This is a genomic window from Hylemonella sp. W303a (genome assembly GCF_046452315.1).
Taxonomy (GTDB): Bacteria; Pseudomonadota; Gammaproteobacteria; order Burkholderiales; family Burkholderiaceae_C; genus Hylemonella.
This window is the reverse complement of record NZ_JBKFDG010000011.1, coordinates 21,411-36,692: the sequence shown is the minus strand read 5'-3', so window position 1 is coordinate 36,692 and position 15,282 is coordinate 21,411. Positions and strand designations below refer to the sequence as shown.

Sequence of the window (15,282 nt, the reverse complement as noted above, 5' to 3'; positions counted from 1 at the left end):
CGCGGCCAGCGCGGAGCAGAGCGCTGGGGTGGCGCAAGTGGGCGAGGCAGTGACGAACATGGACCAGGCGACGCAGCAGAACGCGGCGCTGGTGGAGGAGATGGCGGCGGCGGCGTCGAGCCTGCGTTCGCAATCGCAGGAGCTGGTGCAGACCGTGGCGGTGTTCAAGCTGAACGGCGCGAACGCTGGAGCAGGGGGTGCCAGCGCGGGCCGCGCCGGTGCTCAACCCGCGCTGCTGTCCTTGCGCTGAGCCCTCGTCGAGACAGGACCGCCCGACCGGGGCTGCAGGGTTTCAGCGTTTCCAGAATCCCTGGTGCGGGGCGCTGGCCTGTGCGATCAAGGCCGGTCCGATGCACTGGATAGGGTGGGGCGACGCCGCGAACACGTCTCTGCAAGACAGCTCCGCGTCGCGCTGCTCAGCCCGCTCACCGCGAAACACCCGAAGCCGCACCGCGTCGATGCCGTAAACCACGCGCCCGATATTGGACCAAAAGATGGCGCCCGCGCACATCACGCAAGGCTCGGCCGATGAGTAGAGCGTCGCGCGCGATAAGGTGTCACGGTCCACGAGCGGCGAGACCAGGCGCACGGCATTGGTTTCCGCATGGCCCGTGCAGTCGCCGGTTTCGCTGGTGTTGCACCAGGCCTCGGCCAGCACCTCGCCCCGGTCCGAGACGATGACCGCCCCAAAGGGCCGGTTGCCGCGCGCGCGTCCGTTGGCCGACCACTTGATCGCCTGGCGCAAATAGGTGCTGTCGCGCTCGTCCAGGGTGACTTCCTCGGGCAGGTTCATGCTCATGCCTTGTAGCTGCGTTCCGCGCTGGTGGGCAGGAGGCTGCGCTCGAACACGCTGTCGGCGACGGGACGGTTTTGCAGGCCGAAGACCTGTGCCACCTGGGCAATTTGCTCTTCCAGCAGCGCCTTGCGCACGTCGCCCAGGCCATGGCTGACCACGTCAGTTGCCGCCACGTACTGCGCGGTCAGGCGCCAGCGTTCAAGTTCCACCGATTCGTCCAGGATGGGCTCGCGTTGCTTGATGGCGGCGATGGCCGCGGCTGGATTGGCCAGTGTCTCTTTCAGTGCGCGGTTGCTGGCACGCAGAAAACCCGCGACCAGGGTCGGTTGTTCGGTGATCAACTTGCGGCTTGCCAGCACCGCGTTGCCATACAGGTTCACCCCGGCCTCGGTGTACTTGAGCACCGACAGCTCTTGCGGGTTCATGCGCGCGAAGAGCGACACGGCTGAGTCGTGAAAATAGGTGGCACCGTCCACGTCACCGCGCACCATCACGTTGTCGCGAGCGCTGAAGTCAGTGGTGATCCATTGGAAATGATCGGCGCCGAGCTTGAGCTTGTTGGCCACCATGGGCCAAGCGCGGCGGGTGGACTCCACGGCGGCCGCGGCGATGCGCTTGCCCTTGAGGCTCTGGAAGTCGCTGGTGATGCCCCGGTCCTTGCGGCCGATGATCACGAATGGTGCGCGGTTGTAGTACTGGTAGACGGCCTGCACCGCCGGCGTGCCGGGGTTCTGGGCCTGGAACTCGATCAGCGAAGAGATATCGCCCAGACCCAATTGGTACACGCCACTGGCCACGCGGGTGATGGAGGTCACCGAGCCTGCACCCACGTCGATGGACACATCCAGTCCTTCATCGCGGTAGTAGCCTTGGGCCAAGGCCAGGAAGAAGGGCGCGGTCTGTCCGGTGACGCGGAAGTCCAGCGTGAACTTCAGGGGTGTGAGCTTGGGGGCGGATTGGGCCCAGACCGCAGGGGCGGCGAGGGTGGAAGCGGCAAGGGCAGTAGACGTACCGAGGAAGTGACGACGCACATGGCAATGCTCCTGGAAGGGGTTGAGTGCCTGGTCGGTTGGACCAGGTTTCCAGAGCAATTTCCGGGCGCTGGCTGAGCCTGCGCTGAACGCTTCTACTCTTGGGAGTCTTCAAGCAAGCGATATGCCAATTTTGTATACAGAGACATTGGCCACGCTGGCCCGCACTTTGCTTGTGCTGGGTCAGGAGTAGAAGCGTTCAGCGTCGGTCGGTCCGGCGCCCGGAAATTGCTCTTGAAGTTCAACTTTCAGGAGATTGGCATGACCGCACCTGCTTACGACCTCACCGAGCTGCAAAAAGAATCGCGCATGGGCGCGATGGGCACGCTAGACACCGCGCGCGAAATCCGCCGCATCGACCTCTCCAACTTCGAAGCCCGCAAGGCCGAGATCGCCGACCAGCTCTGGGACGCAGCGGTGGACGTGGGCTTCTTCCAACTCATCCATCACGGCATCTGTCCCGAGGAAATTCAGGCTGCGTTCGCCATGGCCGAGCGCTTCTTCGCCTTGCCGGAATTCGTGAAGCAGCAATACCCGCACAAGAAGGCGCTCAATGTGGGCTGGGAGAGCCGCGCTCAGGTGCGGCCTTCCACCGGCACGCCGGACCAGAAGGAGAGCTACCAGATCACCCGGCCCCACATGGCGGACCTCTGGCCCACCGAGGCCGAGTTGCCGGGCTTTCAAGCGGCCATGCTGGCCTTCGAGCGCAAGAGTTGGACTGTAGGGATGCAGGTGCTGTCCTGCTTTGCGCACAAGCTCGGCTTCGACGCCGATTTCTTCACGCGAGCCCACGATCCCGACCAAGCGGACTACCAGAGCACGCTGCGCCTGCTGCATTACTACGCCATTCCGCCCGAGGCGCAGGACAAGTTGGATCTGTGGCGTGCCGGCGCGCACACCGATTTCGATTGCCTCACCTTGCTCTACCAGCGCCAGGGGCAGGGCGGTTTGGAAGTTTGCCCCGGCAAGGAGATGGATGCGCAGGCCTGGACGCCGATCCCGCCCGACGGTGAAGCCATCACTTGCAACATTGGCGACATGCTGATGCGCTGGAGCGATGACCGCCTGCCCAGCAACTTCCACCGCGTGCGCAATCCGCAGCCGGGTGAGTACATGGGGCCGCGCTACAGCCTGGCCTTCTTCGCCCAGGCCAACCGCTCGGCCGTGATCGAAGGCCCGGGCCGCAAGTACCCGGCCATCACGGCGGGCGATTATCTGAAGCAGCGGGTCGCGGCGAACTTCAAGGCGTATTGATCGCGCACGGGGTAAGCACGGGCAGGCGCAAGCGCGTGGCTTGCCTATCATGGGGCCGGTTCACAAACCGAGGAGACCCCATGACAACAAAGCCGTATGAACGGCGCGGGCCGCGCGCATGAATTTCATCGACCTGCTGCCCCAACTGCTGCTGGGCGCCCTGGCCCTGGTGATGTTTGGCCTGGGCTTGTCCTTGACGGGGGGCGATTTCACGCGCCTACGTCACCATCCTCGGGCGGTATTGCTGGCGCTGCTCATCCAGATGGTGTTGCTGCCCGCCTTGGCCTGGCTGCTTGTGGTGATGACGGGCCTGGCGCCGGTTTACGCCGTGGGCCTGCTACTGCTGGCGGCCTCGCCAGGTGGCGTGTCGGCCAATCTGTTCAGCCACCTGTTCGGCGGCAATGTGGCGATGAACATCTCGCTCACCGCCATCAACACCGTGCTGTCCATCGTCAGCCTGCCGCTGATCACCAACTGGGCCATCGCCACTTTCGTGCAAAGCGGGCAGATCGTGCCCCTGCAGTTCGGCAAGGTGTTCGAGGTGGTGGCCGTGATCCTGCTGCCGGTGCTGATTGGCATGGCGGCGCGTCGCCGCAACCCGGGGTTCGCCGCGCGCATGGAGCGGCCCATGAAAGCGCTGAGCATGGCCGTGCTGGCGGCGTTTGCGCTGATCGCCATCGTCAAGGAATGGTCGTCGGCGCTGAGCCAGACGCTGATCAGCCTGGGGCCGGTGGTGCTGGCCTTCAACCTGCTGAGTCTGTTCGCGGGGTACTACCTCTCGCGCGGCGCCGGGCTGGAGAAGCCCATGGCCACGGCGGTGAGTTTCGAGATCGGGATCCACAACTCGACGCTGGCCATTTTCGTCGCGCTGTCGGTGCTGGGCAATTTCCAGCTTGCGTTGCCCGCGGCCATTTATTCGGTCAGCATGTACCTGACGGCCGCGCTGTTTGGGGTGCTGGTTTTGAGACGGGCATGAAAAAGGCCCTGCGAGCAGGGCCTTTTTCGGGGAAACGGAGCGAAGTGGATCAACCACCCTTGCTCGGACGCTTGCCCGGGTTCTTCTTGCTGCGCGTGGCGACACCGCGCTCCAGGCTCACGCGCTGGCCGCGACCACCGGTGGGCAGGGAGAAACCGTTCGGGGGAACGGGGCGGGGAGTGGCCTTGCGGTCTGCTTCGGTGACGATCTTGTTGCCCATGGCAAATCCTTCTGGGGTGGTGTGACTTTGGTGTGACTCGAACGAGAAACGCGCATTTTAGCAGCGCCGCTGCCGGGTTTGTCCGGGTCTGGGTCCGCGCTGCTTCGAGGGTCCGCGGACTTACCATCTCCGCCACCATGACCACTGCTGAAACCGGCCTCGGCCCCTACCCGCATTTGCTGGCTCCCTTGGACCTCGGTTTCACCCGGCTCAAGAACCGGGTGCTCATGGGCTCCATGCACACCGGCCTGGAAGACGGACGCGATCTGAGCAAGCTGGCCGCCTACTTTCGCGAACGCGCGGAGGGCGGCGTCGGCTTGATGGTGACGGGCGGTTTCGCACCCAATGTGGCGGGCTGGGCCAAGCCTTTCGCGGGCACTTTGTCCACCTCGGGCGCGGCGCGTCGGCACCAGGTCGTGACCCGAGCCGTGCACGAGGCCGGCGGCAAGATCGCGCTGCAGATCCTGCACACGGGCCGCTACGCCTACCACCCGCTGGCGGTTGCGCCGTCGGCGATCAAGTCGCCGATTTCGCCCTTCAAGCCCTTTGCCTTGTCGGCGCGTGGCGTGGAGCGGCAAATCCGAGCCTTCGTCAACTGCGCGGTCAAGGCGCGCGAGGCCGGTTATGACGGCGTGGAAATCATGGGCAGCGAGGGCTACTTCATCAACCAGTTCCTCGCGCGTCACACCAACCACCGTGACGACGCCTGGGGCGGCGATTACAGCCAGCGCATGCGCCTGCCGCTCGAGATCGTGGCGCGCACGCGCGAGGCCGTGGGACCCGATTTCATCCTGATCTACCGGCTCTCGATGATCGACCTGGTGCCCGGCGGTAGTTCCTGGGACGAGGTCGTCACCCTGGGCAAGGCGGTGGCCCAGGGGGGTACAAGCATCATCAACACCGGCATCGGTTGGCACGAGGCGCGCGTGCCCACCATCGCGACCAGCGTGCCGCGCGCGGCTTTCGCCTGGGTCACGAAGAAGATGAAGGCCGAGTTCGCCGCAGCGGGCATCCCCACGCCCTTGGTCACATCCAACCGCATCAACACCCCCGACGTCGCCGAGCAACTGCTGGCTGAGGGCTGCGCGGACATGGTCTCCATGGCGCGCCCCTTGTTGGCCGACCCCGCCTTCGTGCGCAAGGCGGCCGAGGGTCGGGCGGACGAGATCAACACCTGCATCGCCTGCAACCAGGCTTGCCTGGACCACATCTTCGTGAACAAGTTGACGAGCTGCCTCGTCAACCCGCGCGCCTGCCACGAGACGGAGCTGTTCTACCGCCCTCTGAAAGACCTGGGCAGGGTGGCCAAGCGCATCGCGGTCGTCGGCGCGGGGCCGGCCGGGGTGACGCTGGCCACGATCGCGGCCGAGCGTGGCCACGAGGTGCATTTGTTCGAGGCCAGCGCTGAGATCGGCGGCCAGCTCAACCTGGCCAAGCAGGTGCCCGGCAAGGAAGAATTCCACGACATGCTGCGCTATATGCGCCGGCGCATCGAGACCACGGGCGTGCGTCTGCATCTCAACACGCGCGCCAGTGCCCAAGACCTCAGCGGCTACGACGAGGTGGTGGTCGCCACCGGCGTGGTGCCGCGTGACCCCAAGATTGCGGGGCAAGACGATGCGCGGGTGATGAGTTACGTGGAGCTGCTGCAAGGCAAGAAGCAAGCAGGTCGCCGGGTTGCGATCGTGGGTGCCGGGGGCATTGGCTTTGACGTGGCCGAATACCTGACCAGCGCCGGGCACTCCACGGCCCAGGATCTGCCAAGCTGGTTGGCGGAGTGGGGCGTGGTCGATCCCGCCCAGGCGCCAGGGGGTTTGGCTCCCGAGGGGCCGCAGCCGCCCGCATCTCCCCGCGAAGTCACTCTGCTGCAGCGCAAGGCGGGCAAGCTGGGCGAGAGGCTCGGCAAGACCACCGGCTGGATCCACCGCGCCGCACTGAAAATGAAGCGGGTGCGCATGGAGGGGGGCGTGAACTATGAGCGCATCGGTACCTACACCGAGGCGGGTGCCGAGGCCTGGGGCCTGTGTGTCAGCCAAGGCGAGAAGCGCGAAGCCCCGCGCTGGATCGCCTGCGACACCGTGGTGCTGTGCGCTGGCCAGTTGTCGCAAAGACCGGTGTTTGATGCGCTGCAGGCCTTGGGCCGAAGGCCTGGCGTGGATCTGCACCTGATCGGTGGTGCCTTCGAAGCCGGTGAACTGGACGCCAAACGCGCCATCGACCAAGCCGCGCGCCTGGCGGCACGGCTGTGATCAGGTCTTGCGCGCGGCTTTGGGCACGGCCACCTTGCCGACCTGAGGCATCGCGCGACCGGCCGCCAGCTCCTCGCGCAGCACCTGAATGAAGCTCTGGCTGGCCAGCGAGAGTGAACGGCCGCGCTTGCTGACCAGGTAGATGTCGCGCGACACCATGGGCTGGCGCAAGGGTTTGATCAGCAGGTCCGGGTGCGCCAAGCACAGGGCATAGGCCGTCGGGACCAATGCCACGGCTTGGCCGCTGCGCGCCAGCCACAGCGCCGTGGACTGGAACGACACTTCTCCCACCACGTTCAGTCGCACACCCGCGCGGGCCGCGCTGGTCTCGACCAAGTGGCGCACGCCATAACCGGGGCGCCCCGTGATGAGTGCTTGACCATCCAGGTCGGCCCAGCGCACCTGCTTGAGCGCCGCCAGCGGGTGGCCGTGCGCGCAGACCAGGCAGAGCGTGTCGCGCATCAAGGGGTGCTGCTCGATCTCACCACCGGCGCGTTCTGGCGTGCCGATGCCGAAGTCCACGTGCTCGCCCACCACGCGGCTGAGAAATTGATCAGGCGCCACATCGTCCACCAAGGTCTGCACATGGGGGTAGCGGGCGCTGAAGGTCTGCATGACCTCCGGCAGCAGCATGCCGGCCAGCGTGGGCGTGATGGCGATGCAGACCCGCCCGCGTTGGTGCGCGCGCAAGTCCATGAAGCTGGAGCCCAGCGTGTCCACGTCGCGCAGGATGCGCTCGACCACCTCGATGGCGTCCTGGCCGGCCTGGGTGGCCTGCAGCGAGCGCGTCGTGCGGTCGAACAGACGCGCGCCCAGCCCTTCCTCCAACTGACGGATGAGCACGCTCACGGCGGATTGCGTCAACGACAGTTGCTGCGCCGCCGCGCCGAGCTTGCGCAATTGGTAGACCGCCTTGAAGGCGCGCAGCTGGCGCAGGGTCGGAGAGAAGGAGTGGCTCATTGAAAAAAATTCATGAGTGATTCGATATTTTTCGTTTTACAGATGAATTATCAGTGCGTTTAATGCGACGTCAAAGGAGACGAGGATGAGTCAGAACGCATGGCGTCGCGTTGCGACGGAAGAGGCCTGGGCCACGCCGGAATTGGTGCAGAGGTACCGCCAGATCATCGAAACCCGCAGCCTGGACGACCCCGGCTTCTTCAGTCTTTGGGGTTTCTTCGGCACCAGCGAGGCGCCGCGCGCCAAGGACCTGCGTGACCGAATTCAGGACATGGAGACACGCCGCCTGGCTGACATGGACGCAGCAGGCGTGGACGTGCAATTGCTGCTGCTGACCGCGCCGGGCGTGCAGGTCTTCGCGCCCGACGAAGCCGCCGCCCTGGCCGTGTCCACCAACGACCAGCTGGCCGAAACCATCCGCAAGCACCCGGATCGGTTCGCCGGCCTGGCCGCGGTGGCGCCGCATGCGCCGCGCCAGGCGGCGCAGGAGCTGGAGCGGGCCGTGCGGAAGTTGGGCCTCAAAGGCGCGGTCATCAATTCGCACACCATGGGCCTCTACCTGGACGACGAGCAATACTGGGATGTGTTCGCGGCGGCCGAGGCCTTGGACGTGCCTTTCTACATCCACCCCAACACGCCGTCGCCGCAGATGATCCAGCCCTTTCTGCCGCGCTGCATGGATGCCGCGATCTATGGCTTCCAAGCCGAGACCGGCTTGCACGCCCTGCGCCTGATTCTCTCGGGCCTGTTCGACCGTTTCCCCAAGCTCAAGATCGTGCTGGGCCACCTTGGAGAGGGTTTGCCCTTCTGGCTGTACCGCATTGATTTCATGCACGCTGGCATCGTGCGCGCCAACCGGCATCCGGGCGTCAAACCGCTCAAGAAGAAACCCAGTGACTACCTGCGCGAGAACTTCTGGTACACGACCAGCGGCATGGCTTGGGAGCCGGCCATCAGCTTCGTGCAGCAGCAGATGGGCATGGACCGCGTGATGTACGCGATGGACTATCCCTATCAGTACGAACTGGGCGAGGTGGCTGCCATGGATGCGCTGCCGTTGTCGCCCGAGCACAAGAAGATGTTTTACGAAACCAATGCCGTGAACCTGTTCCAGCTCTGAACGGAGCAGGCGACACGGCAGAGGCGTTGGCGATCATCACCAAAAGGACAGGAGACCCCATGAAATTCTCACAAACACGTCGATTTTTGGCGCTGAGTGTCTTGCTCGGCCTCTCGAGCGCAGCGCTGGCGCAGGCTTGGCCCGCGAGCCCGATCAAGCTGGTGGTGACCTTTCCGCCGGGCGGCAGCAGCGACGCCGCCGCGCGCATCGTCGCACCCAAGCTGGCCGAACGCCTGGGCCAGCCCGTGGTGGTTGACAACAAGCCCGGAGCGGGAGGCGGCCTGGGTCTGGGCCAGGTGGCCAAGGCCGCGCCCGACGGCTACACCCTGGTGTTGGCGTCTGCGGGCGGCCTGACCGCCAATCCCTCGCTCTACAAAAACTTGGCGTACGACCCTCAGCGCGACTTCGCGCCCATCACCGGCTTCGGCACCAGCCCCTTTGTGCTGGCGGCCAGCGCGACGCTGCCGGTCAAGACGGTCAAGGACGTGATTGATCTGGCGAAGAAGGATCCCGGCAAGCTGACCTATGCCTCCGGTGGCAATGGCACGGCCATGCACCTGTCGGGCGAATTGCTCAACGCGATGGCCAGCGTCAGCATCACCCACGTGCCTTACAAGGGCAGCGGCCCCGCAGTGGTCGCCATCATGGGAGGAGAGACGTCCTTGGCCATCGCTGACATCACGACCATCAAGCCGCAGATGCAGTCGGGCCGACTCAAAGTGCTGGGCGTTCTGGGCAAGACACGTTCCTCACTGGCACCGGAACTGCCCACCCTGGCCGAGTCTGGACTGCCGGGGTATGAGTCCAACGGCTGGTTTGCCATCCTCGCACCGGCAGGCACGCCCCCCGCGATCGTGAAACGGCTCAACGCGGAGTTTGGTGCCGTGTTGCGCTCAGCCGATGTCCGCGAGCGTTTCTCAGCCGCCGGCCTGGAGCCCATGCCCAGCACACCGGAAGAGCTGGCGGCCTTGATGAAGAGCGAGACCGTCAAATGGGCCAAAGTCATCAAGGACTCGGGCGCGAAGATCGACTGATCAGGGCGATCGATGCAGGCGTGGCGCGGCCAGCAGCGCCATGTTCTCTTCGATCGCCAAGTCAAGCTCGCGCCAGCGGCCTCGCAGGCCGGCCTTGTTCAATTCGGACTGCAGTTGGCGCAGGTCTTTGACCGTCGGGGCGACCTTGATCTGCGCGATGGCCGCTGCCACGTTACCGGACTTGATCACGGCCAGCATTTTGCTGGGCCATTCGCTCTGTTTTGCCATGGTGGGTTTTCAGGAACAGGCCACACTGTAGCGCCATCCCGGACGGCTTTGAGCCCGCCGCCGCCTCCAATAGCCGCGTCGCGCTGCCATGACAGCACCGTGGCGTTGTCAGACCACGCTGCGGTGGCGCTCGATGCAGGTGGCCAGGGTTTCCTCACCAGGGCGCTGCCACCAGTCCAGCGTCGAAAAAATCTCCACCTCGCTGTAGCCAGCGTAACCCGCAGCCTCGACCCAGCCGCGGAGCTTGCGCAGTTCCACCACGCCGTCGCCCATCATGCCGCGGTCGTTGAGCAGGTCACGCGTGGGTGTGAGCCAATCGCAGACGTGGTAGGCCAGCAGGCGTGTGGCTCTGGCCCGACCCGCGCGGGCGATTTGGGATTCCAGCTTCGGGTCCCACCAGCAGTGGTAGACGTCGAGCGCAATGCCCAGGTCAGCTGGCCGCCCTGTGTCGCTCGTCGCTGGTCGCGGCGGGTCGAGCTCGTCGCAAAGGTCCAGCGCCTGTTCCAGCGTATTGATGCAAGCGCGCTCGGCGGCTTGCATGGGGTGCAGCGGTTCAATGGCCAGGGGCATGCCGACCGAGCGCGCGTACTCCAGCGAGGCCGCGATGCCATCGCGCACCTCGCCGCGTGCGCGCGCGATGTCCTTGTAAGCGGGCTTGCCTTGCAGCGCGCCGGGCAGGGCGCCGACCACCAGCACCAGGCAGGGCGCGTTGAGCGTCTTGGCTTCATCGATGGCGCGGCGGTTGTCGTCCAGCGCGGCGCGCAGGCCTGCCGCGTCGGCGGCAGGGTAGAAGCCGCCACGGCAGTAACCGGAGAGTTCGATGTTCAGCGCTTTCAGCTGGCGCGCGATTTTGTCAAGCCCGACGGCGGCTACCTGATCGCGCCAAGGGCTGATGGCGCGCACGCCACGCGCGGCGCATTGGTCAATGATCAGGTCGAGCGCAACTTCCTGGCCTTTCTGACGGCGCAGGGTGGCGGTGTTGATCGAGAGCCAGTGGTGGTTCGTGGAGAAATCGCGCATGGTCAGTGGTTCACCCTTCCACGCCATGCAGGGCCAGCAGCGTTCGCATGCGGCGCACGGCCAGCTCGGGCTGCTCAAACAGGTTCGCCGCGTCGGCCAAGCGGAACAGTTCGGCGAAGTGAATCAGCGAACGGGTGCTTTGCTGTCCGCCCACCATGGTGAAGTGGGATTGGTGCCCATTGAGCCAGGCCATGAACACCACGCCCGTTTTGTAGAAGCGCGTGGGCGCCGCGAAGATGTGGCGCGACAGGGGCACCGTGGGGCCGAGGATGGCGTGGAACTTCTCCGTGTTGCCCTGGGCCAGCTCGCCCAGCGCGACGCTGGCGGCGGGCGCGATGGCATCGAAGATGCCCAACAGCGCGTCACTCTGCCCGCGCACCCTTGCCGTGCCGAAACCGTCGCCGGCGATCAGCTCGGCGTAGTTGAAGTCGTCGCCCGTGTACATGCGAACGCCCTGGCCATCCAGGCCGCCCGTGGTCGGCAGGCGGCGGCGCATGGCGATTTCCTTGTCTTTGTCGAGCAGGGAAATCTTGATGCCGTCCACCTTGTCCGGGTGCGCGGCGATGATGCCCAGCGCGGTGTCCATGGCCGCATCCACATTCTTGGTTCCCCAATATCCGGCAAGTGCGGGGTCGAACATGTCGCCCAGCCAATGCAGCACGACGGGCTGTTTCGCTTGGCTGAGGATGCGGTCGTAGACCTTCTCGTAGTCAGCGGGGCTCTTGGCCACGCGCGCTAGCGCGCGGCTGGCCATGACGATGAGTTTGCCGTCGAGTCGCTCGATGGCTTCCATCTGCTGCTCATAACCACGGATCACGTCGTCGACGCTCTTCACGTCGTCCAGCACCAGATGGTCGGTGCCACAACCCGAGGCGACGAGAGCACCAGGCACGCTCTTCGCCGCTTCCAGCGAGCGGCGGATGAGCTCCAGTGAGGTGGGCCAGTCCAGGCCCATGCCGCGCTGGGCCGTGTCCATGGCTTCGGCCACGCCCAGGCCCAGGGACCACAGGCGTAGGCGGTAGGCGATGGTCGCGTCCCAATCCACCGCGCATTGCAGCCAGGGGTCGATGGCCGCGCGCGGGTCGGCGACCACATGGGCGGCGGAGTAAGCGATGCGGTTGAATTTCACGCCTGCAGCCGGCTTGGCCGGTATCGTGCCGCGCAGCGTGTAGTGTTCCAGCGTGCCGGAAAGATGGGGCAGCTTGAGGGACAAGGCCATCTCGAGTCTCCTCAGAATTTCAGTGCCGGGACGTCGACGAAGCGGCGTTCCTTCCAGCTCTGCAGCGCGGCTTCCACCAGTTGCACGCCCTTGGCGCCTTCGGGCAGGGTCCAGCTGTAGGGCGCGTCTTCGACCACATGGCGGATGAAATGCTCCCACTGGATCTTGAAGCCGTTGTCGTACACCTGCGTGTCGGGCACGTCCTGCCACTGGGCCCTGAAGTCCATGGTTTGCTTGACGTCCGGGTTCCAGACGGGGCGTGGCGTGTTCACGCGGCTTTGGGCTTTGCAGTCGGTCAGCGTGGCCACGGCCGAGCCATGCGTGCCGTCGACGTGGAAGGTGACCAAGTCGTCACGGTTGACGCGCGTGGCCCAGGACATGTTGAGCTGGGCGATGACGGGCTCGCCGTTGTGGCCGATCAGCTCGGCGACAGCGTAGGCCGCGTCGTCGGCCGTGCAGGTGTAGGGCTTGCCGGCTTCATCCCAGCGTTGCGGGATGTGGGTGGTGCCCAGGCAGCTGATGGACTTCACTTCGCCGAACAGGTTGTCCAGCACGTAACGCCAGTGGCACATCATGTCCAGGATCATGCCGCCGCCATGCTCGGCACGGTAGTTCCAGCTCGGGCGCTGGATGGGTTGAAGATCGCCTTCGAACACCCAGTAGCCGAACTCCAGCCGCAGCGACAGCATGCGGCCGAAAAAGCCGGCGCGCCGCAGCATGTCCAGCTTGCGCAGTCCGGGCAGGAAGAGCTTGTCTTGCACCGCGCCGTGCTTGAGTCCGCTCTTCCTGGTGGCCTCTTGAGCTGTCTTGGCGATGTCCATGGCCTCGGCCAGCGTGGTGGCGATGGGCTTCTCGCAATAGACATGCTTGCCCGCGCGCAGCGCCCGGGCCAAGAGCGTGGGGCGCATCTGTGTCGTGCCCGCGTCGAAGAAGACCGTGTCCTCCTTGCTCGCCAGCGCCTGGTCCAGGTCCGTGCCCCAGCGCCCGATGCCGTGTGCCTTGGCCAACGCCTCGATCTTCTCGGCGTTGCGGCCGATCAGAATGGGGTCGGGCATGACCTTGTCGCCATTCGAGAGCGTGACGCCGCCTTGGGCGCGGATGGCGCAGATGGAACGGATCAGGTGCTGGTTCATGCCCATGCGTCCGGTGACGCCGTGCATGATGATCCCCAGACGTTGGGTGGGCATGGATGAGTTCTCCTACGAGTTGGTGTTGACGGCGATGCCGCTCAGGGGTGGACTTCCAGGCCGGCGGCCTTGACCAGCGCGGCGTTGTTCTTGATTTCGTTGCGGATGTAGGCGTCGAAGTCGCGCGGCGTCAGCGTCCAGGCATCGGCGCCCAGGGCCAGGAAGCGTTCCTTGACTTCCGGTGTCGCCAAGGCCTTCACGACTTCGGCGTTCAGACGATCCACGATGGCGCGCGGGGTCTTGCCGGGGGCGAAGAGCCCGATCCAAAAGTTGAATTCCGAGCCCGGCACGCCCGCCTCGGCCGTCGTGGGCACTTCGGGCAAGGCGCTGGCGCGTTGGGCCGAGCCGACCGCAAGCGGCAGCAGTTGGCCCCCGCGGATCTGTCCGATCACAGGCGCGATCGGCGAGAAGTAGTAATCCACCCGACCCGCGATGACTTCGTTCACGGCCTCGGCCGACCCCTTGAAGGGGATGTTGGTTGCCTCGATCTTGGCGGCGAGTTTGAACTTCTCGGCGTTCAGATGGGTCGCGCTGCCTTGGCCCGCCGAGGCGAAGTTGAGCTGCCCCGGGTTGGCGCGGGCATAGCTCAGCAGCTCCTGCACCGACTTGATGTTCTTGGACGGCGCGATCACCAACACATTGGGTGTGGCCGAAATTGGAGTGATGGGGGCAAAGTCCTTCAGCGGATCAAACGCGAGCTTGGCAAAGGTATGCGGCGTCACCGTGTGGGAAGACGAATGGATCATCAGGGTGTAACCGTCTGGCGCGGATTGAGCCACCACGGCCTGGCCGATGGTGCCGCTGGCGCCACCTCGGTTGTCGATCACGAACTGCTGACCCATGCTCTGGCCCATCTTGTCCGTGATGGCTCGGGCGATGATGTCCGTGGTGCTGCCCGCCGCGAAGGGCACGATCACGCGGATCGGCTTGTTGGGGTATGCCTCCTGGGCGATAGCCGACAGCGGCGCAAGCGCCGCCAGCCAGGCGGCCGCGATGAATCGACGTGTGTAGCGCATGGTGTTGTCTCCTGGGTGATTGAAATAATTAACTGCCCAGTGAATTATAGGAAGCGCCGATTCTTTGGCGCATTAGGGATACGCCGGAGTCCTGTGGGGTAGGTCAAGGCCGAAAAAACCAAACCGACCGCGGGTGCCAGGTGGTGGAAGTGTCCGCGACAGGGCTGAAAGTCGGCTTGGATCGGGGGGGGGCGTCCGGATCGCCCCGATCAGGCGCTCTGACAGGCCAGCGAACGAGCTGCAGTCTGCCCCGGGGGAGCCGGAATCGTCGTGGGCTCAGTCGCGCAGCAATCCGCCCAGAATCAGGTCGGTCATGTGAGACAAGCGCTCGTTGCGCGCCTTGGACGACATCAGATCTCGGCCGAAGATCGCCGAGAGGGTGTGGTTGTTCGAGAGGTAGAAATAAGCCATGCCCGCGATCGAGATGTAGAGCTGCATCGGGTCCACGCCGCCCCGGAAACTGCCGTCGCGTCGCCCTCGCTCCAGAATCTCCGCGAGCAAGTTCAGCAAGGGCGAGTTCAGCGCGCGCGCTTGCCGCGAATCTTGCAGATGCCGCGCCTTGTGCAGGTTCGCGCTGTTGAGCAGCGTGAGGAACTCAGGGTGGGCCAGGTAGTAGTTCCAGGTGAACTCGATGAGCGTGCGCACGGCCTCGGCGGGGGTCAGGTCTTGCAGGCGCAACTTGCGCTCTTCTTCCCGGATGTTGCCGTAGGCTTGCTCGAGCACGGCCTGGAACAGCTTCTCCTTGTCCTCGAAGTAGTAGTAAATGAGGCGCTTGTTCAGACCCGCCCGCTCGGCGATGCGGTCCATGCGCGCACCCCCCAGGCCGTACTCGGCGAATTCATCACGCGCCGCCGTCAGGATGGTGCTCTGCGAGCGGTCCGCGTCGCGCAGACGTTCCTCGGGAGCGGTTTTCGGCGCACGTGGCATGGGTTTAAATCACCAAAAGGTTAATTGTTGTGGGGAAAGAGGAAA

Annotated in this window: 16 protein-coding genes; 6 read left to right on the top strand and 10 right to left on the bottom strand. The window is 65.1% G+C overall.

The genetic code is table 11. The annotated features are described in order from the left end of the window. A partial coding sequence (locus tag ACLBKS_RS16135) for a methyl-accepting chemotaxis protein (RefSeq protein WP_410193829.1) occupies window positions 1–250 on the top strand: 250 nt, incomplete at its 5' end. Between the two features lie 42 nt (window positions 251–292). Here the strand turns inward: ACLBKS_RS16135 and ACLBKS_RS16130 are convergent. Together ACLBKS_RS16130 and ACLBKS_RS16125 are read right to left on the bottom strand one after the other, a co-directional pair. Then, window positions 293–799, bottom strand: a complete 507-nt coding sequence (locus ACLBKS_RS16130; RefSeq protein WP_410193828.1) for a nucleoside deaminase — start codon at window positions 797–799, stop codon at window positions 293–295. Beyond that, window positions 796–1,827, bottom strand: a complete 1,032-nt coding sequence (locus ACLBKS_RS16125; protein ID WP_410193827.1) for an ABC transporter substrate-binding protein — start codon at window positions 1,825–1,827, stop codon at window positions 796–798. The genes ACLBKS_RS16130 and ACLBKS_RS16125 overlap by 4 nt, the downstream gene beginning before the upstream one ends. 261 nt (window positions 1,828–2,088) lie before the next feature. Here ACLBKS_RS16125 and ACLBKS_RS16120 point away from each other — a divergent pair, with 261 nt between their 5' ends. After that, window positions 2,089–3,081 carry an isopenicillin N synthase family dioxygenase gene (locus ACLBKS_RS16120; RefSeq protein ID WP_410193826.1) on the top strand — a complete coding sequence of 331 codons (993 nt, stop codon included), beginning with the start codon at window positions 2,089–2,091 and terminating at the stop codon, window positions 3,079–3,081. A 118-nt stretch (window positions 3,082–3,199) separates the two neighbouring features. Next, complete coding sequence (locus tag ACLBKS_RS16115) at window positions 3,200–4,057, top strand: bile acid:sodium symporter family protein (protein WP_410193825.1); 858 nt, start codon at window positions 3,200–3,202, stop codon at window positions 4,055–4,057. Between the two features lie 49 nt (window positions 4,058–4,106). On the opposite strand, the gene ACLBKS_RS16110 is transcribed toward ACLBKS_RS16115, so the two are convergent. After that, window positions 4,107–4,277 (bottom strand): hypothetical protein, encoded by a 171-nt coding sequence (locus ACLBKS_RS16110; protein WP_006297688.1) that lies wholly within the window; start codon window positions 4,275–4,277, stop codon window positions 4,107–4,109. Window positions 4,278–4,414: 137 nt separating this feature from the next. Here ACLBKS_RS16110 and ACLBKS_RS16105 point away from each other — a divergent pair, with 137 nt between their 5' ends. Continuing rightward, the gene (locus tag ACLBKS_RS16105; protein WP_410193824.1) at window positions 4,415–6,526 is read left to right on the top strand and encodes an FAD-dependent oxidoreductase; all 2,112 of its coding nucleotides are present in this window, start codon (window positions 4,415–4,417) and stop codon (window positions 6,524–6,526) included. Here the strand turns inward: ACLBKS_RS16105 and ACLBKS_RS16100 are convergent, their stop codons facing one another. Then, a complete protein-coding gene (locus ACLBKS_RS16100) occupies window positions 6,527–7,486 on the bottom strand; it encodes a LysR family transcriptional regulator (RefSeq protein WP_410193823.1) in 960 nt (319 codons plus the stop codon). 85 nt (window positions 7,487–7,571) lie between these two features. Here ACLBKS_RS16100 and ACLBKS_RS16095 point away from each other — a divergent pair, with 85 nt between their 5' ends. Continuing rightward, entirely contained in the window at window positions 7,572–8,606 is a 1,035-nt protein-coding gene (locus ACLBKS_RS16095; RefSeq protein WP_410193822.1) for an amidohydrolase family protein, read from the top strand. Between the two features lie 59 nt (window positions 8,607–8,665). Then, on the top strand, window positions 8,666–9,640 hold the full coding sequence (locus tag ACLBKS_RS16090; RefSeq protein ID WP_410193821.1) for a Bug family tripartite tricarboxylate transporter substrate binding protein: 975 nt from the start codon (window positions 8,666–8,668) through the stop codon (window positions 9,638–9,640). Here the strand turns inward: ACLBKS_RS16090 and ACLBKS_RS16085 are convergent, their stop codons facing one another. The 6 genes from ACLBKS_RS16085 to ACLBKS_RS16060 form a co-directional block, all read right to left on the bottom strand. Beyond that, window positions 9,641–9,868, bottom strand: coding sequence for a hypothetical protein (locus tag ACLBKS_RS16085; protein ID WP_410193820.1), 228 nt, complete (start codon window positions 9,866–9,868; stop codon window positions 9,641–9,643). Window positions 9,869–9,976: 108 nt separating this feature from the next. Then, a complete protein-coding gene (locus ACLBKS_RS16080) occupies window positions 9,977–10,888 on the bottom strand; it encodes a sugar phosphate isomerase/epimerase family protein (protein ID WP_410193819.1) in 912 nt (303 codons plus the stop codon). A 10-nt stretch (window positions 10,889–10,898) separates the two neighbouring features. Then, complete coding sequence (locus tag ACLBKS_RS16075) at window positions 10,899–12,107, bottom strand: dihydrodipicolinate synthase family protein (RefSeq protein WP_410193818.1); 1,209 nt, start codon at window positions 12,105–12,107, stop codon at window positions 10,899–10,901. 11 nt (window positions 12,108–12,118) lie between these two features. Further along, the gene (locus ACLBKS_RS16070) at window positions 12,119–13,294 is read right to left on the bottom strand and encodes a Gfo/Idh/MocA family protein (protein ID WP_410193817.1); all 1,176 of its coding nucleotides are present in this window, start codon (window positions 13,292–13,294) and stop codon (window positions 12,119–12,121) included. Between the two features lie 41 nt (window positions 13,295–13,335). Then, window positions 13,336–14,310 (bottom strand): tripartite tricarboxylate transporter substrate binding protein, encoded by a 975-nt coding sequence (locus tag ACLBKS_RS16065; RefSeq protein ID WP_410193816.1) that lies wholly within the window; start codon window positions 14,308–14,310, stop codon window positions 13,336–13,338. A gap of 276 nt (window positions 14,311–14,586) precedes the next feature. Beyond that, window positions 14,587–15,237, bottom strand: coding sequence for a TetR/AcrR family transcriptional regulator (locus ACLBKS_RS16060; RefSeq protein WP_410193815.1), 651 nt, complete (start codon window positions 15,235–15,237; stop codon window positions 14,587–14,589). Window positions 15,238–15,282: the final 45 nt, after the last annotated feature.